The sequence below is a fragment of the Thauera chlorobenzoica genome, assembly GCF_001922305.1.
Lineage (GTDB): Bacteria > Pseudomonadota > Gammaproteobacteria > Burkholderiales > Rhodocyclaceae > Thauera > Thauera chlorobenzoica.
The window spans coordinates 1680363-1706723 of sequence record NZ_CP018839.1; the positions used below are offsets into that span (position 1 = coordinate 1680363).

Annotated in this window: 25 protein-coding genes; 8 read left to right on the plus strand and 17 right to left on the minus strand. The window is 66.8% G+C overall.

Annotation, left to right across the window (positions count from 1 at the left end; translation table 11 throughout):
- Window positions 1-7 precede the first annotated feature (7 nt).
- Together Tchl_RS07780 and Tchl_RS07785 are read right to left on the minus strand one after the other, a co-directional pair.
- Window positions 8-1036 carry a TRAP transporter substrate-binding protein gene (locus tag Tchl_RS07780; RefSeq protein ID WP_075147898.1) on the minus strand — a complete coding sequence of 343 codons (1029 nt, stop codon included), beginning with the start codon at window positions 1034-1036 and terminating at the stop codon, window positions 8-10.
- Between the two features lie 222 nt (window positions 1037-1258).
- A complete protein-coding gene (locus Tchl_RS07785) occupies window positions 1259-2410 on the minus strand; it encodes an acyl-CoA dehydrogenase family protein (RefSeq protein WP_232311696.1) in 1152 nt (383 codons plus the stop codon).
- Between the two features lie 246 nt (window positions 2411-2656).
- Here Tchl_RS07785 and Tchl_RS07790 point away from each other — a divergent pair, with 246 nt between their 5' ends.
- From Tchl_RS07790 to Tchl_RS07800, 3 genes are all read left to right on the plus strand, one after another.
- Entirely contained in the window at window positions 2657-4120 is a 1464-nt protein-coding gene (locus tag Tchl_RS07790) for a benzaldehyde dehydrogenase (RefSeq protein ID WP_075147900.1), read from the plus strand.
- 80 nt (window positions 4121-4200) lie between these two features.
- Window positions 4201-5376, plus strand: coding sequence for a mandelate racemase/muconate lactonizing enzyme family protein (locus tag Tchl_RS07795; protein WP_075147901.1), 1176 nt, complete (start codon window positions 4201-4203; stop codon window positions 5374-5376).
- A 17-nt stretch (window positions 5377-5393) separates the two neighbouring features.
- A complete protein-coding gene (locus Tchl_RS07800) occupies window positions 5394-6548 on the plus strand; it encodes a CaiB/BaiF CoA transferase family protein (RefSeq protein WP_232311697.1) in 1155 nt (384 codons plus the stop codon).
- A gap of 8 nt (window positions 6549-6556) precedes the next feature.
- On the opposite strand, the gene Tchl_RS07805 is transcribed toward Tchl_RS07800, so the two are convergent.
- Together Tchl_RS07805 and Tchl_RS07810 are read right to left on the minus strand one after the other, a co-directional pair.
- Entirely contained in the window at window positions 6557-7213 is a 657-nt protein-coding gene (locus Tchl_RS07805) for a TetR/AcrR family transcriptional regulator (protein WP_075147903.1), read from the minus strand.
- A 61-nt stretch (window positions 7214-7274) separates the two neighbouring features.
- Window positions 7275-8504, minus strand: coding sequence for a CaiB/BaiF CoA transferase family protein (locus Tchl_RS07810; RefSeq protein ID WP_075147904.1), 1230 nt, complete (start codon window positions 8502-8504; stop codon window positions 7275-7277).
- Between the two features lie 286 nt (window positions 8505-8790).
- Here Tchl_RS07810 and Tchl_RS07815 point away from each other — a divergent pair, with 286 nt between their 5' ends.
- Genes Tchl_RS07815 through qhpE form a run of 5 tightly spaced genes read left to right on the plus strand, consistent with a single transcriptional unit; the run spans window position 8791 to window position 12553 of the window.
- Complete coding sequence (locus tag Tchl_RS07815) at window positions 8791-8982, plus strand: DUF1289 domain-containing protein (protein ID WP_083945182.1); 192 nt, start codon at window positions 8791-8793, stop codon at window positions 8980-8982.
- Window positions 8979-9173 carry a DUF1289 domain-containing protein gene (locus tag Tchl_RS07820; protein ID WP_075147906.1) on the plus strand — a complete coding sequence of 65 codons (195 nt, stop codon included), beginning with the start codon at window positions 8979-8981 and terminating at the stop codon, window positions 9171-9173. Before Tchl_RS07815 ends, Tchl_RS07820 begins: the two co-directional genes overlap by 4 nt.
- Window positions 9170-10090: an MBL fold metallo-hydrolase gene (locus tag Tchl_RS07825; RefSeq protein WP_075147907.1), complete on the plus strand. Its 921-nt coding sequence runs from the start codon at window positions 9170-9172 to the stop codon at window positions 10088-10090. Before Tchl_RS07820 ends, Tchl_RS07825 begins: the two co-directional genes overlap by 4 nt.
- Window positions 10084-11781, plus strand: a complete 1698-nt coding sequence (locus tag Tchl_RS07830) for an ABC transporter ATP-binding protein (RefSeq protein WP_075147908.1) — start codon at window positions 10084-10086, stop codon at window positions 11779-11781. Before Tchl_RS07825 ends, Tchl_RS07830 begins: the two co-directional genes overlap by 7 nt.
- Window positions 11782-11794: 13 nt before the next feature.
- On the plus strand, window positions 11795-12553 hold the full coding sequence (qhpE, locus tag Tchl_RS07835) for a subtilisin-like serine protease QhpE (protein WP_083945297.1): 759 nt from the start codon (window positions 11795-11797) through the stop codon (window positions 12551-12553).
- A 90-nt stretch (window positions 12554-12643) separates the two neighbouring features.
- Here qhpE and Tchl_RS07840 read toward each other — a convergent pair whose 3' ends face one another.
- From Tchl_RS07840 to Tchl_RS07900, 13 genes are all read right to left on the minus strand, one after another.
- The gene (locus Tchl_RS07840) at window positions 12644-12994 is read right to left on the minus strand and encodes a c-type cytochrome (RefSeq protein WP_232311698.1); all 351 of its coding nucleotides are present in this window, start codon (window positions 12992-12994) and stop codon (window positions 12644-12646) included.
- Window positions 12991-14637 carry an FAD-binding oxidoreductase gene (locus tag Tchl_RS07845; RefSeq protein WP_075147910.1) on the minus strand — a complete coding sequence of 549 codons (1647 nt, stop codon included), beginning with the start codon at window positions 14635-14637 and terminating at the stop codon, window positions 12991-12993. The genes Tchl_RS07840 and Tchl_RS07845 overlap by 4 nt, the downstream gene beginning before the upstream one ends.
- A complete protein-coding gene (locus Tchl_RS07850; protein WP_075147911.1) occupies window positions 14637-15260 on the minus strand; it encodes a hypothetical protein in 624 nt (207 codons plus the stop codon). The genes Tchl_RS07845 and Tchl_RS07850 overlap by 1 nt, the downstream gene beginning before the upstream one ends.
- A gap of 74 nt (window positions 15261-15334) precedes the next feature.
- Window positions 15335-16342 (minus strand): zinc-dependent alcohol dehydrogenase family protein, encoded by a 1008-nt coding sequence (locus tag Tchl_RS07855; protein WP_075147912.1) that lies wholly within the window; start codon window positions 16340-16342, stop codon window positions 15335-15337.
- 38 nt (window positions 16343-16380) lie between these two features.
- Window positions 16381-17565, minus strand: a complete 1185-nt coding sequence (locus Tchl_RS07860; protein ID WP_075147913.1) for a lipid-transfer protein — start codon at window positions 17563-17565, stop codon at window positions 16381-16383.
- A gap of 41 nt (window positions 17566-17606) precedes the next feature.
- Complete coding sequence (locus Tchl_RS07865) at window positions 17607-18353, minus strand: SDR family NAD(P)-dependent oxidoreductase (RefSeq protein WP_198159001.1); 747 nt, start codon at window positions 18351-18353, stop codon at window positions 17607-17609.
- A gap of 41 nt (window positions 18354-18394) precedes the next feature.
- Window positions 18395-19198 (minus strand): glucose 1-dehydrogenase, encoded by an 804-nt coding sequence (locus Tchl_RS07870; RefSeq protein WP_075147914.1) that lies wholly within the window; start codon window positions 19196-19198, stop codon window positions 18395-18397.
- Between the two features lie 22 nt (window positions 19199-19220).
- On the minus strand, window positions 19221-20756 hold the full coding sequence (locus Tchl_RS07875; protein WP_075147915.1) for an FAD-binding oxidoreductase: 1536 nt from the start codon (window positions 20754-20756) through the stop codon (window positions 19221-19223).
- A gap of 127 nt (window positions 20757-20883) precedes the next feature.
- Complete coding sequence (locus Tchl_RS07880) at window positions 20884-21765, minus strand: HAD-IIA family hydrolase (RefSeq protein WP_075147916.1); 882 nt, start codon at window positions 21763-21765, stop codon at window positions 20884-20886.
- Complete coding sequence (locus Tchl_RS07885) at window positions 21758-23245, minus strand: biotin carboxyl carrier protein (RefSeq protein ID WP_075147917.1); 1488 nt, start codon at window positions 23243-23245, stop codon at window positions 21758-21760. The genes Tchl_RS07880 and Tchl_RS07885 overlap by 8 nt, the downstream gene beginning before the upstream one ends.
- 1 nt (window position 23246) lies before the next feature.
- Entirely contained in the window at window positions 23247-24629 is a 1383-nt protein-coding gene (locus Tchl_RS07890; protein ID WP_075147918.1) for an acetyl-CoA carboxylase biotin carboxylase subunit, read from the minus strand.
- Complete coding sequence (locus tag Tchl_RS07895; protein ID WP_075147919.1) at window positions 24626-25117, minus strand: acetyl-CoA carboxylase biotin carboxyl carrier protein; 492 nt, start codon at window positions 25115-25117, stop codon at window positions 24626-24628. The genes Tchl_RS07890 and Tchl_RS07895 overlap by 4 nt, the downstream gene beginning before the upstream one ends.
- A complete protein-coding gene (locus tag Tchl_RS07900) occupies window positions 25114-26352 on the minus strand; it encodes a Tm-1-like ATP-binding domain-containing protein (RefSeq protein ID WP_075147920.1) in 1239 nt (412 codons plus the stop codon). Before Tchl_RS07900 ends, Tchl_RS07895 begins: the two co-directional genes overlap by 4 nt.
- Between the last annotated feature and the right edge of the window lie 9 nt (window positions 26353-26361).

Genomic DNA, 26361 nt, shown 5'->3' on the forward strand with positions numbered 1-26361 from the left:
GCCGTGCTCAGTCCATCAGCGCCCGCAGTTCTGCGAGAAGGTGCTCGCCATCGTAGCCCTTGGCGGCCATTTCCTTGACCCACTCCGCGGTAACGGATTCGGCGGCCTTTTCCCACTTTTCCTGTTCCGCAGGGGGGAGGGTGTAAATGTGGTTGCCGTGGTCGATCGCGACCTGGCGCGAGCGCTGCGTTGCCATGTCCCATATCTGTCCGGCCCATGCCGAGGCCTCCGCGCCGCTGTTGGCGTCGATGACTTTTTTCAGATGCGCCGGCAGGCTGTCGTATCTCGCCGGATTCATCGCCAGCACGAATGCGCCGCTGTTCATCAGCGCCATGCCGGAAGGCGATTCGGTGTGATAGGAGGTGAGTTCATGGAGCCTGAGGGCAGGAAGCACTTCCCAGGGGAACATCGCGCCGTCCACCACCCCCCGCGAGAGCGCCTCGGGCACCTGGGGCGCGGGCATGCCGACCGGGGCGGCGCCCAACGCCGCGATGAGCTTGTTGGTTAGGCGGCTTCCGGCCCTGATCTTCAACCCCTTGAAGTCGCTGAGCGTCTTGACCGGCTTCTTGATGGTGTGGATCGCCGTTCCGGGGATGGTGTGAAAGAGCAGCGGCTTGACGCCCGCGTATTCGCTCTGGGCGTATTTGCTGGCAAAGATCCATAACGCCCGGCTCGACTTTTCCCCGTCGGCGGCGATGAACGGCACGTCCAGCGCCTCGCTGACCGGGAAGCGGCTGGCCTGGTAGCTCGGCACCGTCCACACGATGTCGGCGACGCCGTCCTTGACCTGATCGAACAGTTGCGCCGGCGTGCCGCCCAGTTGCATCGCGGGGTAGAGCTGGCACTTCAACTGGCCGTCGGACTCGTGCGCAAGCTTGTCGCACCACGGGGTGATGAGATGGACATGGGTGTTGCTGGTGGGCGGCAGGAAGTGGTGGACCTTGAGGTGGATCGTCTCCGCGGCCGATGCCTGGATCGCACCTGCGGCGAGTGCGGCGGTGAGCACGGCGAACTTGACTCTGGAATGAATCTTCATGTGTGACTCCTCCTTGGGCGAGCGGGGGGAATGACGGTCTTCGCGGCGATGATGTTAAATGCGTATATTCGTCCGGCAACGTCAATTCCTATTTGAAACCTGGGCAGGCTACCTTGCCATTCGCCGGGCCATCGGTCCGGTGGCGGACGGCAGAAACAGATGGTGTGGCTCAACGACCGTCACCGGATGCGGCACCACGGTGATGGAGCGTGAGCGGTCTTGTCACAGCGTTCGGGAGATCAGCTCCTTCAGCGTCTCGTTCGAGCCGCCGTAGATGCGCTGCACGCGGGCGTCCATGTACAGCTGCGCGATCGGGTATTCGCACATGTAGCCGTAACCGCCGAACAGCTGCAGGCAGCGGTCGATGATCTGGCACTGCTTGTCCGAGCACCACCACTTCGCCATGATCGCGTCGTTGGGCTGCATCGGCTGGCCCTCGACCAGCTGCTGGATCAGCTGGTCGATGAAGACGCGCCCGATGCGCGCCTCGGTCTGGCATTCGGCGAGGGTGAAGCGGGTGTTCTGGAAGTCCCACAGGGTCTGGCCGAGCATCTTGCGGTTCTTGGCGTGCTCGATGGTCAGCTCGATCGCCCGTTCGGCGCTCGCCACGCCGGTCACCCCGATCGACAGACGTTCGCGGACGAAGACATCCATCAGCTGGCCGAAGCCACGGCCTTCTTCTCCGCCGACCAGGTTGTCGACCGGCACGCGCACGTCGTCGAGGAAGATTTCGCAGGTGTCGAGGCCGTTCTGGCCGATCTTCTCGAGCACCTTGCTGATGGTGAACCCGGGCGTCTTGTCCACTTCGACCATGAACAGGGAGATGCCCTTGGCGCCAGGTCCGCCCGTGCGCGCGGCGATCAGGGACAGCTCGGCCTGCTTGCCGTGGGTGATGAAAATCTTGTTGCCGTTGAGCACGTATTCGTTGCCTTCACGGCGGGCGGTGGTGCGCAAGGCCTTCACGTCGGTGCCGGCGTCCGGCTCGGTGATGCACACCGAGAGCATCTTGCGCCCCGTGGCGATGTCCGGCATCCAGCGCAGCAACTGCTCGTGGCTGGCGGTTCCCATCAGGAAGTGGGGGGCGTTGAGGGCGCCGGGGACGAAACCGAAGCTGGTGTCGCAGATGCGGGCCTGTTCTTCCATCACTACGGCCTCGTGCGCGAAGGTGCCGCCCTGGCCGCCATATTGCTCGGGAATGCTCATGCACAGCAGCCCCAGCTCACCGGCCCGCAGCCAGACCTCGCGGTCGATGTGGTGCTGAGCGCGGAAGCGCGCCGCATGCGGCGCAACCTCTTCTTCGAAGAAGCGGCGCGCGGTTGCGCGCAGCAGGTCGAGTTCTTCGGTCATCCAGGGGGAACGGTAGGAAGCGGGCATGAGCATCTCCAGTGGGGTTCGCTGTCGCCGTGCTCCGTGAACGGTGCGGGCGGCGTGTCGTCTGCTGTCGGAAGGAGTATCGATAGCACTGTGCATTTTGTCAACCAACCGGTTGATTGACAAAATGCACAGTGCCTCCTAGAGTTCGGATCACACTTGGCAAGGGCTTCTCGGGGCCCCCTTCCGCTGCCGCAAGGTTCCGCAGGAATGGCTCGAGAAGCTGCAGTTGTACTTACAGGAGGCGATATGAGCGAAGATCTGCTGGGTTCCGGAGTCTGGCAGGGCAAGGCCTGGAGCAGCGGCTGGAAGGTGCTGCAGGGCGGCATCCTCGACGTCGAGGAGCCTGCGACCGGCCAAACGATTGGTCGAGTTTCGCGGGCGAATGCAGCGGATGTGCGTGCCGCCTGTGCGGCCGCGCGCAATGCACAGAAAGCATGGGTGGCGATGGGCCATGCGGCACGGGCAGCCATCTTCCGCAAGGCCGCCGCCCTGCTCGAAGCCAACCGGGAGGCGTTCGCCGCGTGGATCGTGCGTGAAACGGGGGGCATCCCGCCCAAGGCGATGTTCGAGATCGACTCGGTGCAGCACCACCTGTTCGAGGCCGCCGCGATGCTGACCCAGCCTCAGGGTCTGGTGCTGCCCAGTGAGGGCGGCTGCACCAGCATCGCCCGGCGCGTGCCGCATGGCGTGGTCGGGGTGATCTCGCCGTTCAACTTTCCCTTCCTGCTCTCCAGCCGGGCGGTGGCGCCGGCGCTGGCGGCGGGCAACGCGGTGGTCCTCAAGCCCGATCCGCGCACCCCGGTCAGTGGCGGCGTGCTGCTGGCCGCGCTGCTCGATGCTGCCGGCTTGCCGGCAGGGGTGTTCCACATGCTCCCGGGCGATGCGGAGGCCGGCGAGGCGCTGGTGAGCGACCCCGCTGTGGCGATGATCTCGTTTACCGGCTCTACCGCGGTGGGGCGCCGGGTGGGCGAACTGGCCGGACGCCAGCTGAAGAAAGTGGCCCTCGAACTCGGCGGCAAGAATGTCCTGATCATTCTCGACGATGCCGACCTCGAGCTGGCGGTGTCCGGCGGGTCGTGGGCGTCCTGGCTGCACCAGGGGCAGATCTGCATGAGCGCGGGGCGCCACCTGGTGCACCGCGATCTGGCCCAGGCCTACGCGCAGCGCATGGCGGCGAAGGCGGCGGCGCTCCCCGTGGGCGATCCCCACACCGCGCCGGTCGCGATCGGCCCGCTGATCACCGGCCGCCAGGCCGAGCGCGTGGACCGCATCGTTCAGGAATCCGTTCGCATGGGGGCGAAGCTGCTCGCCGGCGGCCGCTGCGACGGGCGCTTCTATCACCCGACCGTGCTTGCCGAAGTGACGCCGCAGATGCCCGCGTTCCGCGAGGAAATCTTCGGTCCGGTGGTCTCGATCACCGCCTTCGGCAGCGATGCCGAGGCGGTCGCGCTCGCTGCGGATAACGAATACGGCCTGGCGGCAGGCATCTACACCGCCGACGTCGGGCGCGGGATGGCGATCGCGGAGCAGCTCGAAGTCGGCCTCGTCCATATCAATGATCAGACCGTCAATGACAACGGACTGATGCCGATGGGCGGGCGGGGTGCTTCCGGGAACGGCTCGCGCCATGGCGGTCCGGCCAACTGGGATGAATTCACCCAGTGGCAGTGGCTCACCGTGCGCAATACCGCGCCGACCTACCCGCTGTAACCGCTCGCTGCGCGCGCCCTGCAACGCCTCCACGGCTATTCCATAATCATCAAAAGATCTGTGCAAATAGGGGAAAAATCATGACCAAGATCGTCAAAGTCGAATCCATTCCGGTGTCCACCCCGCTGAAAAAGCCGGTGATCATGCCCAATACGCGGATCACTTCGATCGACAGCGTCGTCCTCAAGATCACCACCGACGACGGCACCGTCGGCTTCGGCGACTCCGGCGACACCTCTTCCTGGTACCGCGGGGAACTGCAGGAGTCGATCATCGCGATGATCGGCAACGTGATCGCCCCGCGCATCCTGCTCGGCGAGGATCCGCGCAACATCGAAAAGATCGTCGCCAAGATGGACCTTCTGGTGCGCGACAACAACCAGGCCAAGGCCACCGTCGATTTCGCCCTCCACGACCTCAAGGGGAAACTGCTCGGGGTGCCGGTCTATGAGCTGCTCGGCGGTCGCACCGTCGACGCCGCCCGCCAGGGCTGGGTGCTGTCGGCGGGCAAGCCGGAAGACGTGGCGGCCGAGGCCGCGCTGGCGAAGAAGACCGGGTTCGCCTTGTTCAAGATGAAGATCGGCTACGGCACGATGGCCGACGATATCGCCATGGTCCATGCGGTGCGCGACACCGTGGGGGCGGACGCCTACCTCACCATCGACGCCAACGGTTTCTGGGACTACGAAAAGGCGCTCCACATCATCCGCCGCCTCGATTCCTGCGGCCTCGACCTGATCGAGCAGCCGCTGCCGCACTGGGACATCGAAGGCATGGCGCGCCTGCGCGCCCAGGTCAGGACCCCGATTTACGCCGACGAATCGGCGCAGGAGCTGCACCACCTCAAGGAGATCATCGACCGCCGCGCCTGCGACGGTCTTTTCATCAAGCTGCAAAAGGCCGGCGGCCTGGTCAAGTCGCAGCGCTGGCTGACCCTGGCCCGCCTGTCCGGGTTGCCCGTGCATTGCGGCTGCATGATCGGCTCCGGCCTCGAGCACAGCCCGGCCGCGCACCTGTGGGTCAGCAACGAATGGGCGACGCGCGGGCTCAACGAGTCGATCGGTCCGCTGATGATCCACGGCACCATGGAAAGCAAGAACATCGAGCGCGGCACCGACATCGCCCTCAACATTCCGAAATTCGAACAAGGCCTGTGCTATCCCAACGAAGGCCCCGGTTTCGGCATCGAGCTCAACGAAGCCTTCCTCGTCAGCAACAAGACCGTGGGCAAGGAAGGCCGCGTGGTGACGCCGTGATGGAGTGCAGCGGCCCCTTGAGCCACCTCGTGGTGGTGGAATTTGCCGGCCTCGGGCCGGCACCGTTCGCCGGGATGATGCTGGCCGACATGGGGGCGCGGGTGATCCGCATCGATCGCCCGCCGGCACGCGCGGCCCATTCGGGCGGCATGGCAGGGCTGACCGCGCGCCGCAGCGACGTGCTGGCGCGCGGACGCGAGTCGATCGCGCTCGATCTCAAGCGCCCGGAAGCACGCGAGGCGGCACTCAAGCTGATCGAGCGGGCCGACATCCTGATCGAGGGCTTTCGCCCCGGTGTCATGGAGTCGTTGGGTCTCGGTCCCGAGGTCTGCCTCGCGCGCAGGCCGTCCCTCGTCTACGGGCGGGTCACCGGCTGGGGGCAAAGCGGCCCGCTGGCCCGCAGCGCCGGGCACGACATCAACTACTCGGCGCTCGCCGGCACGCTCCATTCGAGCGCCCGCCGCGACCAGCCGCCGACGCCGACGCCGGGTTTCATCGGCGATTTCGGCGGCGGCGGAATGTTGCTGGCGTTCGGGGTGCTGGCGGCGCTGATCCAGGCCCGCGAGAGCGGGCAGGGCCAGGTCGTGGATGCGGCGATCTGCGACGGCGCGGCGCTGCTTGCCGCACTGATCTACGGCTGGCGTTCGGCAGGCCTGTGGAATACGCAGGCCGGAACCAACAATGGCGACGGCGGCGCCCATTTCTACGACGTGTATGCCTGTGCTGATGGCAAGTACGTTTCGGTGGGGGCGATGGAGCCCCAGTTCTATGCGCTGCTACGCGAAAAATGCGGCCTGGGCGAAGCCGAGTTCGACGCCCAGTGGGACGCTTCGAAATGGCCGGAACTCAAAGTCCGGGTCGCCGAGGTGTTCCGCCGCAAAACCCGCGCCCAGTGGTGCGAACTGCTCGAAGGTACGGACGCGTGCTTTGCGCCGGTGCTCGATCTCGACGAGGCGCCCCGGCACCCGCACAACCTGGCGCGCGGCACCTTTGCCCAGGTCGACGGCATCACCCAGCCGGCGCCGGCACCGCGCTTCAGCCGCACGCCACCGGCCCGATGCCGGCCGGTGCGCGAAGCCGGTGCCGATACCCGGGCCCTGCTGGCCGAACTCGGCTACGACGATGCCGCCATCGGGGCGATGCTGGCGGGCCCCGCCGCGGGGAGGGGGTGAGCGGGTGACTAGGTCGTGCGCGAGGCCGCGATGCCCGAGACGACCATGTCGAGAAAGGCGTCGACGACCTGCTCGAGGGTCAGCGAACCCGCGCTGTCGAACCAGCGCGGAACCCAGTTCAGCGCGCCGAACAGCATCGCCGAGACCAGCCCCGGGTTGCAGGGCTTGATCGACCCATCCGCAATGCCCTCCACCACCAGGGCGCGGACGGTCGAATCGAGGCGCCGCTGGAACTTGCGGACCTCGCCGCCGGGCACCATGTCGAGCGGGCGTGAGCCGACGAGGACGAGGCAGCGGCCGAAGTCGCTGTTTTGCGCCGAGGCCAGGCTGCGGGCGAACAGGCGCAGGCGCGCGAGGGCGGGGACGGCGCGGTCCTCCATGCTTTCCATCACCGTATCCAGGTCGGCGAACGATTTCAGCAGGCATTCGTAGAGAATGCTCTCCTTGCTGTCGACGTAGTGATAGAGGGTCGCCTTATGCATGCCCAGGGCGTCGGCGATCATGTCCAGCGATGTGGCTTCGTAGCCGTTGGCGGCGAACAGCTGGGCCGCGGTGCGCAGGATCGCGGTCCGCTTGTCCTCGTGGCGCGCTTCGGTGAGCCTGCCCCGGCGGCGTTTCTTGATCGGGGCGGAGAGGGCGGCAGGGGCGTCTGCCGCCTCTGCCACGGGACGGTCCGTTGCCGCGAGGGCGCCGGGAGGGTTCGATTTCAGGGATGGCATGGCAGGTTCATCGTGCGAATAGGGTGCCGGCACTGAGCAGGGCCTCGATTCTATCCGCTCCGATTTCGTACTCCTGGAGAATTTCACGGGTATGTTCGCCGAGCAAGGGGGCGCGCTGGCGCACTGCGCCGGGGGTCGTGGAGAGCTTCACCGGAATGCCGGGGACGGCAACGGGGCTGCTGCTGCCGGGCTGTTCCACTTCCGGCAGCATCTGGCGCACGGCGAAGTGCGGATCGCGGAAAATCTCTTCTGCGTTGTAGATCGGGCTGAACGGGACGCGGCCGCCGAGCAGGTCGAGCAGCTCGGCCTTGGTCCGGGTATGGGCAAAGGTTTCGACGATTTCGTGCAGGACCGCCCGGTTTTCCCAACGGCTGCGTTCACTGCTGAATCGCGGATCGGTCACCCACTCCGGCCTGCCCATCAGCCGGCACAATTCGGCCCATTGCGGATCGTGGGGGGCGGCGATCGCGACGATGCCGTCCTTGGCCCTGACGGTGCCGAACAAGGCCACCCCGGGGATGCCGTTGCCGACGGGCTCCGGCGAGACGCCGCGATAGCTGTACTGCGAGACAACCAGTTCGGACATCGCCAGAATGCAGTCGGTCATCGCGACATCGACATACTGGCCCTGTCCGGTGCTGCGCGCGTGCCACAGCGCAGCCATGGTGCCGAAGGCGGCGAACAGGCCCGGCACGGTGTCGCCGAGGCCGCCGCCGACCTTGCACGGATGGTCGGCGTCTTCTCCGGTAATCCCCATCCAGCCCCCCATCGCCTGGGCGACGATGTCGAACGCGGGCCACTGCATGTAGGGGCTTTGCCCGCCGACCTTGTCGCCGAAGCCGCGCACGGAGGTGTAGACCAGGCTCGGGCGGATGGCCTTGAGCGTTTCGTAGCCCAGGTTCAGCTTGTCTAGCACGCCGGCACGGAAATTTTCGATCAGGGCATCGGCGCCCTTGACCAACTCCCTGACCAGAGCCTGGCCCTCCGGGTGCTTAAGATCGACCGCGATCGAGCGTTTGTTGCGGTTGCAGGACTGGAACAGGCCGCCAAAATCGCGCTGCGCGTCATCGTCGCGGAACGGCCCCATGCGGCGGAAGAAATCCCCCTCGATCGGTTCGATCTTGATCACGTCGGCGCCATGGTCGGCGAGGATCTGGGAGCAAAACGGGCCTGCCAGCGCATGCGTCAGGTCCAGAATACGGAGCCCGGCGAGTGAACCCGTCGCGGTGAGTGGCATGATCTCTCCTTGTTCATAATATCAACCGTATGGTTGGTTGATATTATGAACAAGGGACACGTCCAGTGCAAACCGTCGTCGAGCTGCGCCCCGGCCTGGCCCGCCAGCCCGAGCGCAAGGGGCGGGGGTCAGCGCCTGATCCCCCGATCGCCGCGGCGGTGCGTCCGCGCTGCACGGCCGGCGCTGATGGCGCGCGCTCGCGATCCCTTCCGGCCGCGTTCATAATGGCGGACCCTGTACCCGGCGCTGCCGCTTGTCGCGGTTGCGCCCCATGGAGAGCGAAGTGATGGAAATCCCTTCTCCCTGTATCGACGTCTGCCGCCTGAGTCCGGAGACCGGCTGGTGCCAGGGCTGTCTGCGCACGGTCGAGGAGATCCGGGCCTGGCCGCGGGCGGACAATGGGGTGCGGCAGGCGATCCTCGAGCGTACCGTGGCGCGCCGTGCTGCTGCTGGCGGGCCGGCGGGAGCGCGGGCATGAGCGGCGATGCGCTGTGCGTCGGGGTGTGCATGATCGACTGGGACACCGGAGTGTGCCTGGGCTGCGGGCGCACCGCGGAGGAAATCGAGGGCGTGCCGGTGGCGCCGTCGGCCGGGTCCACGGCGCCAGCCGGCGGGCCGGCACCGCTGCCGGCCAACGTTGCGGCGCGGGTCGGGGAGGGCAGCGATTGAGTACCCATCCGCGACTGCCGCCCACCGTGCAGGTGCTCGAACGCGGCTGGCTGTCGGCCAACAATGTGCTGCTGGTCGATGGCGACGCGGCCACCCTGATCGATTCCGGCTACCTCAGCCACGCCGAACAGACCCTGGCCCTGCTGCGCAGCGCGCTCGGCGGACGCCGCCTGCAGCACCTGCTCAACACCCACTCCCATCCCGACCACATCGGCGGCCATGCCAGCGTGCAGCGCGCCTTCGGCTGCGCGGTGGTGGTGCCCGAGGGGATGGCGCGCGCGGTGGCGGAGTGGGACGAGCACGCCCTGCTGATCAGCGCCGCGGCACAGGCCGGCGAGCGCTTCGGCCACGACGCCACGCTCGCGGCGGGCGCCCGTTTCGTCGCTGGCGAGCTCGAATGGCAGGCCCTGGCCGCGCCCGGGCACGACATGGACGCGCTCGTGTTCTACAACCGCGAGCGCCGCCTGCTGATCTCGGGCGACGCGCTGTGGCGCGACGGCTTCGGCATCCTGTTCGCCGACGTGCTCGGCCACGGTGACGGCCTGGGCGAGACCCGGCGCACCCTGGAGGCGCTCGGCCGGCTCGCCGTCGACACCGTCATCCCTGGCCACGGCGCACCTTTCGCCGACTTCGACGAGGCCCTCGAGCGCGCCTTTGCCCGCCTCGCCGCGTTCGAGGCCGACGGTGCGCGCATCGCCCGCAACGCCATCCGCGGCTGCATCACCTTCATGCTCCTCGATGTGCGCCGCATCGGGCTGGCGGCACTGACCCGCCACCTGGTGGACACCCCGCTGTACCGCGAAGCCAATGCGCGCTTCCTCGACATGGACCCCGATGCGCTCACCGGCTGGCTGATCGCCGAACTGGAGCGCGCCGGGGTGGCGCGCCGCCAGGGTGACGCCCTGGTCGCATGCTGATGCAGGCGGCGGCGCCGCTGCACGGCGGTTTTCGCTGGCTGTACGGTTTCGTGCGCCCGCAGGCGCGGGCGATCGCCGCGCTGATCGTGCTGTCCCTGCTCGCCTCGGCGCTGGTGCTGCTGCAGCCCTGGCTGACCAAGATGCTGATCGACGACGGCCTGCTCGCCGGCGACTACCGGATGCTGGTGCTGGTCGCGGCGGCGATGATCGCCGCCGGCATCGCCGGCACCGTGCTCGCCGGCGTCAACCGCCTGCGCCACACCCGGCTGTCGGGCACCATCCTGTTCGCCCTGCGCAGCGACCTCTACCGCCACCTGCAGACCCTGTCGCCGGCCTTCTACGGCCGCCAGCGCCTGGGCGATCTGCTGTCGCGCATCGACGGCGATGTCGCCGAGCTCCAGCGCTTCGCCGTCGACAGCCTGTTCGCCGCGCTCAGCAGCGTGGTCGGCCTCGTCGGCGCGGTGGCGCTGATGCTGAGCCTGTCGTGGCAGCTGTCGCTGCTGGTGCTGGTGCTGATTCCGCTCGAACTCGCCTGGCTGCGCTGGATGCGGCGCAAGGTCGAGGCGCGCACGCGCACTGTGCGCGAACGTGCGGCCGATGTGTCGAGCTTTCTCGTCGAGACCCTGCCGGCGATGAAGTTCATCCAGGCCTCGGGGCAAGAGGGGCGTGAGCGCGGCCGTCTCGATGGCCTCGGCGGGCGCTACCTCGACGAGCTGCTGCAGCTGCAGCGCACCGAATTCTTCACCCACGCCGTGCCCGCCACGCTGACCTCGCTGACGCGTGCGGCGGCCTTCCTCATCGGTGGCGCCTGGGTCATCGACGGCCAGTGGCAGCTCGGCGCCCTGATCGCGTTCTCCACCTACCTCGGGATGGCGGTGGGGCCGGTCAACAGCCTGCTCGGCCTCTACGTCGCGATCCAGCGCATCCGCGTCAGCCTGGGCCGCGTCAATGAGCTGCGCCAGGCGCCGGCCGAGGTCGCCGATTGCGGCGCCGGCATGCGCCTGCCGGCCGTGCTGCGCGGCGAACTCGCCTTCGAGCAGGTGCGCTTTCGCCACCACGGACGGGCGCAGGCGCTGCTCGAGGGCGTGGACCTGGTGATCCCGGCAGGCAGCAAGGTGGCGCTGAGCGGCGCCTCCGGGGTCGGCAAATCGACCCTGATCGATCTGCTGCAGCGTCATTTCGACCCCGACGGCGGCGTCATCCGGCTCGACGGCATCGACCTGCGCACCATCGCGCTCGCCGAGCTGCGGCGCGCGATCGCCGTTGTCAGCCAGGACATCGTGCTGTTTCGCGGCACGCTCGCCGACAACCTGCGCTACGCCGCGCCCGAGGCCGACGACGCGGCGGTGCGCGCGGCCGCCGGTCGCGCCCGCCTCGACGAGCTGATCGCCAGCCTGCCGCAGGGGCTGGACACCCCGCTCGGCGAGCGCGGCCAGCAGCTCTCCGGCGGCCAGCGCCAGCGCATCGCGATCGCCCGCGCGCTGCTTCAGGCGCCGTGTGTGCTGGTCCTCGACGAGGCGACCTCGGCCGTCGATGAGGCCACCGAGGCGCAGGTGATCGCCGCGGTCGATGCGCTGTTCGCCGGCCGTACCCGGATCCTCGTCAGCCACCGCGCGGCCACCCTTGCCGGTTGTGAATGGCGGATCGTGCTCGACGGCGGCAAGGCCGACGTGCGGGCGATGCAGGCGTAGACCGGTGGAAGCGATGCGAAGCGAGCCGCTGCCGCCGCGGCCTGAGGATGAGGGAAACGCCGCCGCGGGCGGTGGCGACGCGGTGCGCGTCGGCCTCGTCGACAGCGGCCATGCTCCGGCGCTGGCGGCGCGGGTGGTGAGCGCGGCGGCGTTCGTCATCGGCGAGGACGGCGTTCGCTGCGAGGCCGCCGGCCCCGACCGCCTCGGCCACGGCAGCCGCCTGGCGGAAATCATCGCCGCGTGCGCGCCGCGCGCGCAGCTGTGCGTCGCCCAGGTGTTCCATGCGCGGCTGGCGACCACCGCCGCCCAGGTCGCGGCGGCGATCGACTGGCTGGTGGCGCAGCGGGTGGCGCTGATCAATCTCAGCCTCGGCCTGCGGGCGCCGCGGCCGGTGCTCGCCGAAGCCTGTGCGCGTGCGCGCGCGGCCGGCGTGCTGCTGTGCGCGGCCGCCCCGGCGCGCGGCGAGCCGGTGTACCCGGCGGCCTTTCCCGGCGTGCTGCGGATGACCGGCGATGCGCGCTGCGCGCGGATGGAGATTTCCGCCCTCGGCACCCGCTACGCCGACTTCGGCGCCCACGTCCGTCCTCTCGACGGCAGCCTCGCCGGCGGCGGCGCCAGCGTCGGCTGCGCCCACCTCAGCGGGCACATCGCCCGCTACCTCGACGACTGCCGCGCCGCCGGACGGACGGCGGACGAAGAGGACGTGCGGCGGTGGCTGTGCGCTCAGGCCCGTTATCACGGGCCCGAGCGGCGCAGCAGCCAGGAGACGTGATGCGCTCGAGTTGATGGAGCGGGCCCGGCTTCATCCGGTCGATTCATGCGTGCCGGAAGGGACTGGCGCGGCACGCATTTCGTGCAAGCGCTAGCGTGGGTTGTTACGTGACAGGTAGCTTCCCAACGCATCGAGTTCAGCATCGCTGATCTCGACCTTGCGGAAAAACGGCATCACCGAAATGCCGTTCCGCACGAATGCCCTGACGATCTCGGGGGACAGATCGGTGCGCTGCTCCAGCGCGCCCGGGAGGGCGCCCTGATAGCGAAGATCGAGCGCCTGCGTTCCCGGATGACCAGGGCCGATCCCGTGGCAGGAAACACACCACTCCTGGAATACTGCCTGGCCGCGCTCGACCCCTGCCTGTCCGCTGGCCCATATCTGACCGGATGCCAGCGCCGCCATCATCGCGGTGCCCACGCAAAGCAGCTTTTTCATCATGCGCCCTCCCGGTAGCGTTTGGGCCAGATGCCGCCGCGCCCCGGCGCCATGATGCCGTGAGGGTCGATGACGTCCTTGAGCCGCTCCTGGAATCTGAGCAGGATGTTGTTGTTGAAGGAGTACGTTGCCGCCACTGCGTCCTGGAATATGGGGGCAGTGCGGTATTCGGACCAGCCGTTTTCAGCGGCCAGTTTGATCAGCTTGTTGAAGTCGTCGACGGATTTCCGGTTGCGCTCCTTGTCGGAACGGGAAACGAACACCGGGAACAGGTAGAGGTAGGTACGGTACTGCCATGACATCGGCACGTTGGTGACGCTGATCGGGGCCGAGGTGATGTTCATTTCGCGCGCGGCCTGGGTGAAGACCTTGTGCGCGTGGATGAATTCTTCGCCATTGCGGGGGACGATCGGTGAAAACCACGCATGGCCGTCCCCGGGTTCCGGCATCGCCGCGGAGCGGGCGCCGATCGAGAAGATCGACATGTTCGGAATGCCCAGTGCAACCTTGTGACGGACCTTTTTGATCGCTTCCGGATTTTCGAGCGGGAACGCGTAGTTTTCGATTTCTTCGAAGCGGACGCCGGGAATGGCGGCGAAAACCGTCTTCTTGGCATATTCCCAGTTGGCGTAAACGGTTTCCTTCGGGCCGTAAAAATTGAGCATGACATTCCAGAATTCATGCCCCTGTTTCTCGGCATAGGCCTGGTACTCCTCGACCGTGGAGCCGCCTGGACGGCTGTTGAGCGCCATCAGCTCGGGGGTCGGCTTGTAGATTTCCGGCTCCATCTGCATGCAAAGCGGATCCATCGGGCAGCTGTAGCGCGGATGGCCGATCAGCCCCTGGTCTTCCATCTTGTTGACGCCGTTGATCAGCGGGATCAGGTCATGGTATTTCGGGACCTTGACCTGGCCGCTGAGGAAATGGTCCGGCTGCGGTTGCATCCAGAACCCCATCTTGGTGACGATGCCGAAATTGGATTGGGCGAACAGGCCATCGACGTAGGCGCCATAGCCGTACTTGTTTTCCGCCCAGGTCTTCGAGCCCGGTATCGCCGCCATCCCGGTGCGCATGATCTCGCCATCGGGGAGCACCACTTCCATGCCGCAATGAGAGCCGAAGTGGTCGCGGTAATTCATCCAGGTGTAGCCGAGGCCATGGTCAACCGCGTTCCCGAGCGGGCTGCCCCAGCCCGGATCGGGTACGTCCATCATGACCTTGAAGCCGCGCTCGTGGATGTACTTGTACAGATCGAAATAGGAAACGCCCGGCTCGACAATGCAGAAATTCCTCTTGTCATCGACTTCGATGACTTTGTTCATGCGCTTGAGATCGACGATGACGTTGCCCGCCATGTTCGGAGCGGAACCGCCGTAGCCCAGGTTCTTGCCGGTGGAGATGGCAAACAGCGGGATCCTGTACTTGCTGGCGATGCGCACCACGGCCTGGACTTGCTCGACGTTTTCCGGCGCAACCGCTGCGGATGCGACCAGTTCGTCGGGTTCTCCCCACTGCAGGGAATAGGCATCCCGGTACAGATGCATGTCCTCGTCGCCGGTGAACACCCAGTTTTCACCCACGACCAGGCGGAATTCTTTCAGTGCAGCGTTGAAGTCTTCGGCGCTGACGCCTTTGGGAAGTTTCATCACACGGTCCTTTCAACAGTAGCAAAAGCGTTGCGCGCCGAGGCGGAGGAGGGGCGCGGGGCAATGACCCAGGAAACCAGCGGAGCAGGGTTGGGCACAGCGTCCAGCCCGGGGCGGGGCCGTGCCGTGATCGCCAAGGTCGATGGCGTCTGCTCCGGACGGTAGCAGCGGGACAACATGCCGGCCACGCAGGCGCCCAGGCCGGGGTGCTCCGAAGCGGCCTTCTCGAATGCGTTCAACATCACGGCCGGGCCGGTCAGCTGGTGTTCGATGCGGCCGTTGCCCTGGCTGCGGTGCTGTGCGCGAAAAATGACGCGCAAGCCATGGTCCCACCCCATGCGCTCGAGCACGAACAGGGCGCTGGCATGGGTCAGACCCGCGATGGCCACGGGTTCGTGCCGCCACCGCGCGGCAAGGTGGTTCATCCAGAACTCGGTCACGTCGCCGTCGATGTCATGGGTGGCGTAGCCGTGCTGCCCGGCCGCAGCGCCGAAAGCGGCGCTGGGGGGAAAGCCGTTGTCGTAGAGGACGGAAAAAAGGGACAAGGGTGCGATGTCCCGGCCGGGGGCGAGCGCGGAGGTGAAGCCCGGGATCGACATCCCGGCGAGCGCCAGACCGCTCATTGTCATTGACCCTTGGAGAAAAGCTCTTCTTGAAAGCACAGGGAGTCTCCACGAAGACGATTGGGTGGCTACGCTCAGAATTCGAGGCAGATCTTGCCGAAATGCCCGCCGGCCTGCTGCAGGCGGAAGGCGTCGGCGATGGCTTCGAGGGCAAAGGAGCGGTCGATGACAGGCACGATCCCGGTCGCTTCGAGCGCACGGACGAGCTCGGTCTGCTGGCGGCGGTTGCCGACGATCAGCCCTTGCAGGCGTTGCTGGCGCTTCATCAGCGCGGCCGTCGGCACCGGCCCTGCGCCGCCCGTCAGCACACCGATCAGGGCGATATGTCCCCCGATCCGGCAGGCCTGGATCGACTGCGCCAGGGTGCCGGGCCCGCCGACTTCGATGACGTGATCGACGCCGCGGCCGCCGGTGAACTCGAGCACGCGCGACGCCCATTGCGCTTCGCGGCGGTAGTTGATGGTGTGGCTGGCGCCGAGTGCCCGGGCATGTTCGAGCTTCTCGTCCGACGACGAGGTCGCGATCACGCTGGCGCCCATCGCCTTGGCGAACTGGAGGGCGAAGATCGACACTCCTCCCGTGCCCAGTACCAGGACGCTGTCGCCGGCTTTCAGACCGCCGTTGTAGACCAGGGCGCGCCAGGCGGTGAGGCCGGCGGTCGTCAGCGTGGCGGCCTGGGCGTGGCTGTAGCCACGCGGGGTACGGGTGAATGCCGTCGCCGGGCGGACGACAACTTCACAGGCGTAGCCATCGACCCCGTCACCGGGGGTGGTGGAAAAATCCGCGATCGGAGCTTCGCCATCCTGCCAGTGTGGGAAGAAGGTCGAGACGACGGCGTCGCCGACGGCGAATTCATCGACCCCTTCCCCGACCGCTTCGACGACGCCGGCGCCGTCGGACATCGGGATGCGTCCGTCGGCGGCCGGCATCGCGCCGCTGACGACGCCAAGATCATGGAAGTTGAGGGAGCTGGCGTGAATCCTGACCCGGATCTCGCCCGGCCCGGGCCGCCCGGGATCGGGAAGTTCGACCAGGTCGAGGTGATCGAGGCCGCCGGGAGTGCGTAATCTGATTGCTTTCATGCAATTTTCCTACTGTCAAAAAATGGACGCGGACCTGATCAGATGCCTTTCCCATACAGGGTCACGACACAGGCGCCGCCCAGCCCCAGGTTATGCTGCAGCGCAAGGCGCGCCCCGCTGACCTGGCGGGCGCCGGCTTCGCCGCGCAATTGCGAAACCAGTTCCGTACACTGGGCGAGGCCGGTCGCGCCCAGCGGGTGTCCCTTCGACATGAGCCCGCCGGACGGATTGACGACGTATCTGCCGCCGTAGGTGTTGTCGCCGCGCGCGATGAAGCCTTCCGCCTCGCCCTCGCCGCAGAGCCCCAGCCCTTCGTAAGTGATCACCTCGTTCGAAGTGAAGCAGTCATGCAGTTCGACGACGTCGATGTCCTGCGGGCCGATCCCGGCCTGTGCGTACACTTGCGCGGCGGCGTTGCGGGTCATGTCGGCACCGGCGAGATCGATCGGGTTGTCGTTGCGGGCCGGACGGTCGGTGGTCATCGCCTGGGCGAGGATCGGGATGCCGCGGGCAAGGCCGTGGCGGCGGGCGAAGGCTTCGCTGCACACGACCGCCGCTGCCGCGCCGCAGGAGGGCGGGCAGGCTTCGAGACGGGTCAGATAGGGCGCGAAAATCACCGGCGACTGCATGACCTCGTCGACGGTGAGCGGCTGGTTGAAGATCGCCAGCGGGTTGTTCATCGCGTGCTTGCGGGTCTTCACCGCTACTTTGGCAAAGATGTCGGGGTTGGCGCCGGTCTTTTCAATGTAGGCCAGAGCGGCGGAGCCGAACAGGCGATGGGCGTTGGACGCCGGCGGTACGCCCGGCACGATGTTTTCGAGCTGATCTTCCATCTCGAGCAGCGGGGAGGTGCGATCGTTCCACACTGCGCCCAGTGCGCCCGGGCGCATTTCCTCGAAGCCGAACGCCAGCGCACAGTCGACGCTGCCGGAGAGCACCGCCTGGCGGGCCAGGAACAGGGCCGACGAGCCCGACGAGCAGTTGTTATTGACGTTGAACAGCGGGATGCCGGTCATGCCGACCCGGTACAGCGCTGCCTGGCCGCAGGCGCTGTCGCCGAAGACGTAGCTGGCGTAGGCCTGCTGGATTTCGTCGTAAGGGATGCCGGCGTCGGCAAGGGCGGCGCGAATGGCCTTCGACGCCATGATTTCATAAGGCTCCTGAGTGCCGGGCTTGACGAACTTGACCATCCCGACGCCGATGACCTGAACAGGTGCAGACATGAATGAATATTCCTTCGATGGATTTCAATGAGTGATGACGGTTATCGCGCCAGGTAGCCGCCGTCGACCGCGTAATAGCTGCCGGTGACGAAGCTGGCCTTGTCGCTGCTCAGCCAGGCGACCAGATTGGCGACTTCCTCGGTTTCGCCGAGGCGGCGCAGGGCGTGCATCTGTTCGAGCTGCTGGCGCGTTTCGGGAGGAACGTTCTGGACCAGGGTGGTATTGATGAAGGCCGGGCCGACCGAATTGATGCGGATGCCCTTGCTGCCGTATTCCCAGGCGACCGTTTTCGTCAGGCCGACAACGCCGTGCTTGGCGGCGGTGTACGGGGTGATTCCTTCGATCCCGATCTGCCCGGCGATGGAGGAAATATTCACGATCGCGCCGCCGCCGGTTTCGAGCATCGCGTGCAGCTGCGCGCGAACGCCGTAGAACACGCCCGACAGATTGATGTCGATGACGCGTTGCCACTGGGCATCGCTCGTTTCAGCCGTGGGGGTGAATTCGCCGCTGATGCCGGCGTTGTTGCAGGCCACGTCGAGACGGCCGAACGCACGTTTGGCCGCGGCGATCAGGACGTCATGGTCTTCGGCGCGGGCGGTGTCGGCGCGCTGGAAAATGGCCTTTCCGCCCTTGGCTTCGATCAGGGCGAGCGTTTCCCGGCCCCATTCTTCATTGATGTCGGAAACGACGACATTCGCACCCTCGGCAGCGTAGGTGAGGGCAATGGTGCGGCCGATGCCGTTGCCGGCGCCGGTGACCAGCGCGGTTTTTCCTTCGAGCAGCATGATGTTCTCCTTTGATCTGGCTTGTCCGGGCGGGTGGGGGATCAACTGATTGTCATGCCCCCGTCCACCACGATTTCGGTTCCGGTGATCCAGCTCGATTGTTCGCTGGCGAGGAAGAGGGCAGCGTTGGCAATGTCGCCGGGGACGCCGGTGCGGCCGATGGGATAGGTTTCCCGCATTTGCCGCAGTGCGGTTTCGCGATCGGCGAAAACCCCGAGGCCGACGAAATCATCTACGAGCTTGCTGCCCATGTCGGTATCGACCAGGCCCGGATGGATCGAATTGACCCGGATGCCGTAACCGAGGCGGCCGCACTCGACCGCGGCGGCCTTGCTGAGCAGCCGCACTGCGCCTTTCGAGGCGCTGTACACGCCCAGCGCCGGCGTGCCGATCAACCCGGCCACCGAGGACAGGTTGATGATGCTGCCGCCTTTGCCCGCGCTTCCGCCCGGGCGCATCGTCCGGATGGCGTGCTTGTGGCCGAGGATCACGCCGGCCACATTGACGGCGAGGAGCCGGTTGATGTCGGCCAGTTCGACGTCGGCGAGCAGGCCGGTCTGCTCGATGCCGGCGTTGTTGACGAGGATGTCCAGTCCGCCGAACTGCGCGACTGCGTGTGCCAGCGCGCGTTCCCATTGCGGCTCGTCGGCGACGTCGTGGTGAATGAACGCGGCCTTCCCGCCCTGGTCCCGGATCTGTGCGACAAGCGCCTCACCGCGCGCCTGCTGGACGTCGCCGAGAAGCACCGATGCGCCTTCCGCCGCGAAAACCCGGGCAATGGCGGCGCCGATTCCCGCCGCCGCACCGGAGACATAAGCGACTTTTCCAGCCAGATTCTGCTTCATGCAATGCACCTCCGCTGTCCGGTCATGAGCGATTGGCCAGGTCGATTCCCGACTTGCCCGGCGACAGGATGTTGTTCGGATCGAAGAGCTGTTTCAGGTCGTGGCAGATGTCCCGGAACGGTCCGAGCTTGCGCATCAGGTAGTCGCCGGTGGACAGTCCGGTGCGGTAGGGCAGGTAGCCGACCTCGCAGTAGCGGTCGTACATTTCCCGCTCACACAGCTCGGCGCGGCGGCGCTCTTCGGCATCGCTGCGATCGAACAGCAGCCAGATGATGTGGTGCAGATCGCGGCCGGTCCCCAGGATCAGCTCCGCGGCATAGTGGAAGCCGTACTTCGCGTAGGTCTCTTCGGCGATCCGGATCTGCTGTTCGACGGCCTCGTTGGTGACGGGGGCGACCGGCGAGATCCACAGCGCCCCCGCCTTGCCTTCCCAGTCCGACATGTCGAATTCCCACAGCGGCTCGCCGCGCATCGCCTTTTCCCGCGCACGCCAGTAGGGGCTCGCCGCCTGTTCTTCCGCGCTCAGGAAGCGGCAGCCGGGAAGGGCCGAGCGGAAGGCGTCTTCGACGATGCCGCGATAGGTCCGGACCGTTTCTGGCAGGCCGTAGAGCGCGCCGGCGAAGTTCCACTCACCCAGCGCGTACGTCTCTTTCAATGCCTTCAGGGTTTCCGCCGGGTAGTCGAAGCGCCGGCCGACCCGGGGCAGGATGTTTTTCCCCTCGCCCCAGCACGCCGTCAGTCCCAGCGCCTTGCGCACGTGGGTGACGCAGGCGCCGTTGGGGATGACCATGTTGAGCTTGAGCGGGCGCAGGATTTCGACCGCCTTGTAGACCGCCTCCGGGTCGTCCATGGTCACCGCGAGCGGTTCGTAGGCCGGCGGGCGCGGCATCAACCAGAAGCCGGCCTTGGTGACGATACCGAAATTGGACTGGGTGAACAGGCCGTCGAGCGACGGTCCGTAGCCCCACTTGAAGACCTGCCAGGTCTGCGAGTTCGGCAGCGTTCCGGTGCCGGTGCGCAGCACCTGTCCGTCGGCGAGGACGACTTCCATGCCGCAGCTGAACAGGAACTTCTCCCCCAGCGGGGTGTACCCGGCCCCGCGCTCGGTGATGTTGCCCAGGCACGAGCCTTCGGGGCTGCCACTCGGGACGTCCATCCACAAGGGAATGTCGTTGTCCCTGAGATAGCGATAGAGCTGGGCGAAGGTCACCCCGGGTTCGACCAGGGCGTAGGCGAGCTCGACGTTGACCTCGAGGATGCGGTTCATCCTTTTGAGGTCGATGATGAGGGTCCCCGGCGTGGCGGCACAGGCCATGCCGTAGCCGCGGTTCTGCCCGCCGCTCAAGGTCCATACCGGTGTCTTGCAGGTGTTGGCAATTTTCAGCACCTGCTGGAGCTCTTCCGTCGATGTCGGCCGTACCACGGCGGCGGGCAGGATGTCGGCGGTGGCGAGCATGTTGACGGAATACCGCGAAAGGGTTGCGGTGTCGGTCAGCAGATGTTCCGCGCCGACGACGCGCTCGATCTCCTTCAGTGCCTGTTCTACGGTCGGTTTCATTGCACTGTGCCTCCGTTGCGTGGATCGCTGGACCGGAATGTCCGGCTTGTTCTGGAAAAAAGGGAAGGCCGCTGCGGGCCGGCGCCGGGGGGAAGGGATTCATCGGGCGCCGGATGCATGGCGGGGTCTAAAGTGTCTGGCCTTGCAGCAAGCGCAGCAGCTCATCGACGCCGTGCACGGTCAGGTGCGGCCAGCGCGCCGGCGGCAGATGCGAAAACGAATCTGCATCGCCCAGCCCGGTATTGACCGCGACGGCGAGCGAGCGGCCGCGGTGTGCCATTGGGACCTCCAGTTCGGGATCGTCGCCGACCACCGCCAGGTCCTTGGCCCGCACCCCGAGGCGGCGGGCTGCAGCGCTCAGGGCATGGATCGAGGGCTTGCCCACGATCTGCACCCGGCAGCCGGTCAGATCCTTGAGCATTGCGGAAATGGCCCGGGACGTGCCCAGCGTCTTGCCCGCCGCGGTGGCGAAAAACATGGCCTGTGACGAGCTGAAGGCCTGCGCCCCGCCCCAGACCGCGTAGCAGGCCGCTTCGAGGTTGTTCATGGTGAATTCGCGGTACCAGCCGATCAGCACGGCATCGGCCTGGGGCCGGCCCACCGGGGCGACGACCTCGATTCCCGCCTTGCGCAGCGGCATCGCCAGGCCGTCGCCGCCGAGCACCAGCACGCGCTTGTAGCCGCGCTGGACGAACAGATCCACCGCGCTGCTCGCCGGCGTCATCATCGCTGCGTCGGGCAGCGCGAAGCCGAGCTTGCGCAGCGTGGTGGCGTACTCTTCGGGCGAGCGCGCGGTGCCGTTGGTGAAGACGGCAAACGGGATGCTGTGCTCGCTCAGCCAGTGGGTGATTTCCAGCGCGCCCGGGAGCGGCTTCATGTCATGGTTGCGCTCATTGCCGAGCAACAGCGTGCCGTCCATGTCGAAAACGAAACCGCGGGTGCGGCCGAGGCGGGCGAGAGTGGCTGCGGGGATGCCCTGCCCGGTAAAAGCGATGCTGTCGTCACGCATTGGCGTTCTCCTTGCTGCCGTTACCGTGCAGTTCGAGGTGGAAATTGGGTTTGTCGATCACGATGTCGGAGACGCCCGGGCGGGTTTGCAGCGCGCGCAGCAGCTTCAGCACCGGTTGCACGTCGGGGTTGTAGTGCCGGCGCGCGGGGCCGGCGGCGAGCATGGCCTCGACCTGTTCCGCCGGCATCGTCGCGCGCAGCAGGAACTCTTCGTCCGAAATGCCGGGCGGGAACTGGCGGCGCATTTCCGCCAGCGGCGGCGGCGGCGGCTCGTTCATCAGCTCCTTGGCGCGCGGACGGGCCAGGATGCGGTCCTTGACCTGGGGGTCGATGATGCCGGTCGGGCGGCCGAAGTTGCCGAGGACGTAGCGGATCACCTGGTCCGAGACGTTGGCGTAGCGTTCGTTGCCGATCACGTTGTAGAAGGCCTGCGAGCCGAGCATCTGGGGGAAGGGCGTGACCATGATCGGATAGCCCAGTTCGGCGCGCACCCGGCTCAGCTCCTCCATGACTTCGTCGAAGCGATGTTCGAGCTTCAGTTCCGCGAGCTGGCGCCGGGTGGTCGAGATGTAGCCGCCCGCGGCCTGGTGGCGCAGGAAGGCGGCATCGAACTCCTGGGGCATGCCCACCGGCAGGTTCTCGGCGGCGGCGATGCGGGTAAAGTAGTTCGACACCAGGGCCAGCGCGCGGTCGTCGACGTCCACCGTGTGGCCCAGTTCGCGCAGGTTGGCGACGACGCGCTGCGCGTTCGGCAGCGCCGTGCCGCTGCTCAGTGCGCCGCAGCCGATCTGCAGGGCGTCGATGCCCAGCTCGGCGGCGGTCATGTAGGTGATCGGCGCCAGCCCGATGTTGCAGTGGGAATGCAGTTCCAGCGCCTTGCCGCCCAGTTGCGCCTGGATCGCCGGGATCAGCGTGCGCGCCCGTTCGGGCGTCAGGATGCCGGCCGGGTCCTTGATGTAGAGGCGGTCGATGTCGGGCGAGCGGGCCAGTTGCGCGGCGAAGTTCGCGTAGTAGGCATCGTCGTGCACGACGCTGATGGTGTAGGTCAGGGCCGCGATGATCTCGCTGGCGCCGGCCTTGCGCATCATCTGCGCCGATTCGAGCATCGCCTGCGCATCGTTCATCGGGTCCATGACGATAAAGCGCGAAATGCCGTTGATGACGAGCCGGTCATACACGAGTTGCATGAACTCGGGGTGCTGACTCTCCCAGGAGATGAAGCGCAGCCCGGTGCCGATGAATTCCAGCGGGGTGTTGGGCATCGCCGCGTGGGTGAGGCGGATGCGTTCCCACGGATCTTCGCGGTGGGTCTTGATCGCCATCCCCATGTGCGTGCTCGAGGCGTAATTGATGGCGCGGAAACCGACCCGGTCGAGGATCGGGGCGATCGACAGGATCTGCGGGGTATTGAGCCCGGTTGCGCCCCACAGGCTCTGGTTGCCGTCGCGGATCGAGGTGTCGATGAGCTGGAGATGGGCCATGTCAGCTTCCTTTCGCGACACACGGGTCGCGCAATGCGGTCGCCCGGTTTTCCAGGAACCAGGGGAAATAAGCGGTATTCACGCCGCCGCGGGCGAACTCCTCCTGCTGCATCAGTTCGACGTGCATCGGCAGGTTGGTGCTGACGCCGGTAATCTCGCACTGCGCCAGCGCATGGCGCAGGCGCTCGAGGGCCTGGGCGCGGTCGGGGCCATGGACGATCAGCTTGGCAAGGAGGGAGTCGTAGAACGGCGGTACGCGCGCGCCGCTCTGGATGTGGGTATCGACGCGCACGCCTTCGCCGAGCGCAAACAGCGCGCGGCTCACCGTGCCGGGGCTGGGGCGGAAGTCCTGTGTCCAGTCTTCGGCGTTGATGCGGCACTCGATGGCGTGACCGGCGAGATGCACATCGTCCTGGGTGAAACGCAGCGGCTTGCCTTCGGCGACCGCGATCTGCTCGGCCACCAGGTCGAGCCCGCAGATCGCCTCGGTGACCGGATGCTCGACCTGGATGCGCGCGTTCATTTCGAGGAAGTAGAAGGTGTCGCGCTCGCAGTCGACGAGCAGTTCGACGGTGCCCAGCCCGCGGTATTCGAGGTGCCTGGCGAAAGTGACCGCGGCCTCGTGCATCGCGGCGCGCAGGCCGTCGCGCAGGTTGGGGGCCGGCGCTTCTTCGACCAGCTTCTGGTAGCGGCGCTGGATCGAGCAATCGCGCGTACCCAGATGAATCACGTTCTCGCCGTCGCCCAGCACCTGCACTTCCACATGACGGCCGGAGGCGACATAGCGCTCCAGGTAGACCCGCGGATCGCCGAACGAGGCATGGGCTTCGGCCATCGCCAGTTCGATCGTCGCCGCGAGCTGGCCCGGTTCGTGCACCAGCTTCATGCCGCGGCCGCCGCCGCCGCTGACGGCCTTGATCAGGACCGGCCAGCCCGTTTTTTCAGCGACCGCGCGCGCTTCCTCGATGCTGTCGACTTCGCCGCCCGGGACCACCGGAAGCCCGGCGGCCAGCGCGTGGCTGCGCGCCTTGAGCTTGTCGCCTACGGCATCGAGCTGGGCTGCGGTCGGGCCGATGAAAATGATCCCTGCGGCAGCGCAGGCCTGGGCGAGACGCTGATTTTCGGACAGGAAGCCGTATCCGGGATGGATCGCATCGGCTTTGGCCGTGCGCGCGGCGCCGACCACGGCATCGACGCTGAGGTAGCTGGCGGACGACTTCGCCGGGCCGATGCAGATCGTCCGGTCGGCCAGGCGCGCCGCCAGCGACTCGAGATCAGCCTCGGAGGCGGCGAGGACGGTTTCGATCCCGAGGCGCTGGCAGGTGCGCACGATGCGCACCGCGATCTCGCCGCGGTTGGCGATGAGAATGCGGCGGATGGTCATGCGTCCTCCGGCTCGATGAACATCAGGATTTCGCCGTGCTCGACGGTGGCCGCGTCCTTGGCGCAGATCTCCACCACCGTTCCGGTTGCCCCGGCATATACCGAATTCATCAGCTTCATCGTTTCGACGATGCCGACCAGGGTGTCGGGCCCGACGCGGCTGCCGACTTCCACGAACGCGGGGGCGCCGGGCTTGGGCGCACGGTAAAAGGTCCCCAGCAGCGGCGTGCGGACCGGGGTGAGGTGTTCCTTTTCCGCGTGCCTGGTTTCCTGCGGCGCATGGGCGGCCGCGGTGGCCGGCGCTGCTGCGGTGGCGGCCGGCGACAGCAGCTCGGGGGCGGCAAGGATTTGCGCTTCCTGCGTCCACATGCCGTCGCTGCCACGGCGCAACTGCAGCTTGAAGCGCAGGGTCTGCAGGTTCAGTTCGTTGAAAGGTCCCGCGTCCAGCAGCTGCAGGATCTCGTTGACGTCTTCGTTGGTCAGTTTCATTGGCTTGCAGCCTCGCTGCGATTTTTGGAAAAAGCGATGGCCTGCTCGACCAGCGCGTCGGCGAATTGCTCGTCGTTGATATGGAGGGGCAGCTCGATCACCGGTACGCCGGGGGGCATCACCTGTTTCAGGTGGGCGGCGAACACCGGAGGCAGGGACGGATCGTGGAGGTGGCCATCCGGGCTGTCGTGATTGGAAAAGCCCTGCAGTGGCACGAAGAAGGCGACCGGCCCGCGGGCATTCCGGATCAGGCCGGCAAGGTGCTCGGCATCATTGCGGAATTCCTGCGCTTCGGCGCGCACTGCAGTCAGTGCGGGGTTGTGCTCGTGGTAGCGTTTGCCGGGGAATCGCACCCTGGCTTCCTCCAGCGGCCCGGCGACGAGGAAATCCAGATTGCCGGGGGCGAAAATGGTCGGCACCCCTTTCTCCAGCGCTGCCTTGCCGCGATCCGGACCGGTCGCGCACAAGCCGCCATGGAGGTATTCGCTGATCTCGATCAGGGACAGATCGATGACGACTGCGACGTCGCGCTCGCGGATGATCTGCTCCATCGCCGCGCCGCCGGTGCCGAGGGTGTGGAACACCATGACCTCGAAGCCTTGCTCCTCGAGCGATCGGCGGATACGTGCGCTGCATTTTTCCGTGGTGCCCAGCGTCGAGATGGTCACCAGCGGCTTGTTCCCGGCTTCCCCGGACGGGTAGTCGTGGGCCATCGCCGCCACGGCAAGCGCGCCACTGCGGAAGGCGCTGCGGGTGATCGAATTGAGCCCCGAAATGTCGCACACCGGGTTCACCATCACGATGTCCTTGGCGCCGACGAACGGGCGGGTCATGCCCGAGGCCATGGTGGAAATCATGACCTTGGGCAGGCCGTAGGGAAAGGTCTGCATGATCCGGGTGGCAAGCACCGTCCCCATCGAGCCGCCCAGGCCGATGATGCCGCTCAGGCCCACGTCGCGGTCCAGCTCGTGGACACACTTGAGCGCGCCCTCGATCATCGCTTCCAGGCATTTCCCTTCGTGCCTGAGCGCGCGGATTTCGGGCATCGTCCTGCCTGCGGCGGCGGCGATCTGCTCAGGTCCGATCTCGGCCCCTTCGTCCACCGTGCGACGGATGCTGGGGTCCAGGTGGACGACCTCGACCCCCGCCTCTTCCAGGCATTCCCGTATGTATTTCGCTTCCTGATCCTTGGTGTCCCGGGTGGCGATGAGAAGCACCTTCGGTTTGTCGGCCATGATTGTCTC

Excerpts from the sequence above, each read along its gene's own strand:
- Tchl_RS07785 (WP_232311696.1), bottom strand. The coding sequence starts at position 2,410 with ATGCCCGCTTCCTACCGTTCCCCCTGGATGACCGAAGAACTCGACCTG.
- Tchl_RS07850 (WP_075147911.1), bottom strand. The coding sequence starts at position 15,260 with ATGAGCGGTCTGGCGCTCGCCGGGATGTCGATCCCGGGCTTCACCTCC.
- Tchl_RS07815 (WP_083945182.1), top strand. The coding sequence starts at position 8,791 with ATGGAAATCCCTTCTCCCTGTATCGACGTCTGCCGCCTGAGTCCGGAG.
- Tchl_RS07870 (WP_075147914.1), bottom strand. The coding sequence starts at position 19,198 with ATGAAGCAGAATCTGGCTGGAAAAGTCGCTTATGTCTCCGGTGCGGCG.
- Tchl_RS07900 (WP_075147920.1), bottom strand. The coding sequence starts at position 26,352 with ATGGCCGACAAACCGAAGGTGCTTCTCATCGCCACCCGGGACACCAAG.
- Tchl_RS07820 (WP_075147906.1), top strand. The coding sequence starts at position 8,979 with ATGAGCGGCGATGCGCTGTGCGTCGGGGTGTGCATGATCGACTGGGAC.
- Tchl_RS07860 (WP_075147913.1), bottom strand. The coding sequence starts at position 17,565 with ATGTCTGCACCTGTTCAGGTCATCGGCGTCGGGATGGTCAAGTTCGTC.
- qhpE (WP_083945297.1), top strand. The coding sequence starts at position 11,795 with ATGCGAAGCGAGCCGCTGCCGCCGCGGCCTGAGGATGAGGGAAACGCC.
- Tchl_RS07795 (WP_075147901.1), top strand. The coding sequence starts at position 4,201 with ATGACCAAGATCGTCAAAGTCGAATCCATTCCGGTGTCCACCCCGCTG.
- Tchl_RS07895 (WP_075147919.1), bottom strand. The coding sequence starts at position 25,117 with ATGAAACTGACCAACGAAGACGTCAACGAGATCCTGCAGCTGCTGGAC.
- Tchl_RS07875 (WP_075147915.1), bottom strand. The coding sequence starts at position 20,756 with ATGAAACCGACCGTAGAACAGGCACTGAAGGAGATCGAGCGCGTCGTC.
- Tchl_RS07790 (WP_075147900.1), top strand. The coding sequence starts at position 2,657 with ATGAGCGAAGATCTGCTGGGTTCCGGAGTCTGGCAGGGCAAGGCCTGG.
- Tchl_RS07855 (WP_075147912.1), bottom strand. The coding sequence starts at position 16,342 with ATGAAAGCAATCAGATTACGCACTCCCGGCGGCCTCGATCACCTCGAC.
- Tchl_RS07880 (WP_075147916.1), bottom strand. The coding sequence starts at position 21,765 with ATGCGTGACGACAGCATCGCTTTTACCGGGCAGGGCATCCCCGCAGCC.
- Tchl_RS07890 (WP_075147918.1), bottom strand. The coding sequence starts at position 24,629 with ATGACCATCCGCCGCATTCTCATCGCCAACCGCGGCGAGATCGCGGTG.
- Tchl_RS07840 (WP_232311698.1), bottom strand. The coding sequence starts at position 12,994 with ATGATGAAAAAGCTGCTTTGCGTGGGCACCGCGATGATGGCGGCGCTG.
- Tchl_RS07830 (WP_075147908.1), top strand. The coding sequence starts at position 10,084 with ATGCTGATGCAGGCGGCGGCGCCGCTGCACGGCGGTTTTCGCTGGCTG.
- Tchl_RS07865 (WP_198159001.1), bottom strand. The coding sequence starts at position 18,353 with ATGCTGCTCGAAGGAAAAACCGCGCTGGTCACCGGCGCCGGCAACGGC.
- Tchl_RS07885 (WP_075147917.1), bottom strand. The coding sequence starts at position 23,245 with ATGGCCCATCTCCAGCTCATCGACACCTCGATCCGCGACGGCAACCAG.
- Tchl_RS07780 (WP_075147898.1), bottom strand. The coding sequence starts at position 1,036 with ATGAAGATTCATTCCAGAGTCAAGTTCGCCGTGCTCACCGCCGCACTC.
- Tchl_RS07845 (WP_075147910.1), bottom strand. The coding sequence starts at position 14,637 with ATGAAACTTCCCAAAGGCGTCAGCGCCGAAGACTTCAACGCTGCACTG.
- Tchl_RS07810 (WP_075147904.1), bottom strand. The coding sequence starts at position 8,504 with ATGCCACTCACCGCGACGGGTTCACTCGCCGGGCTCCGTATTCTGGAC.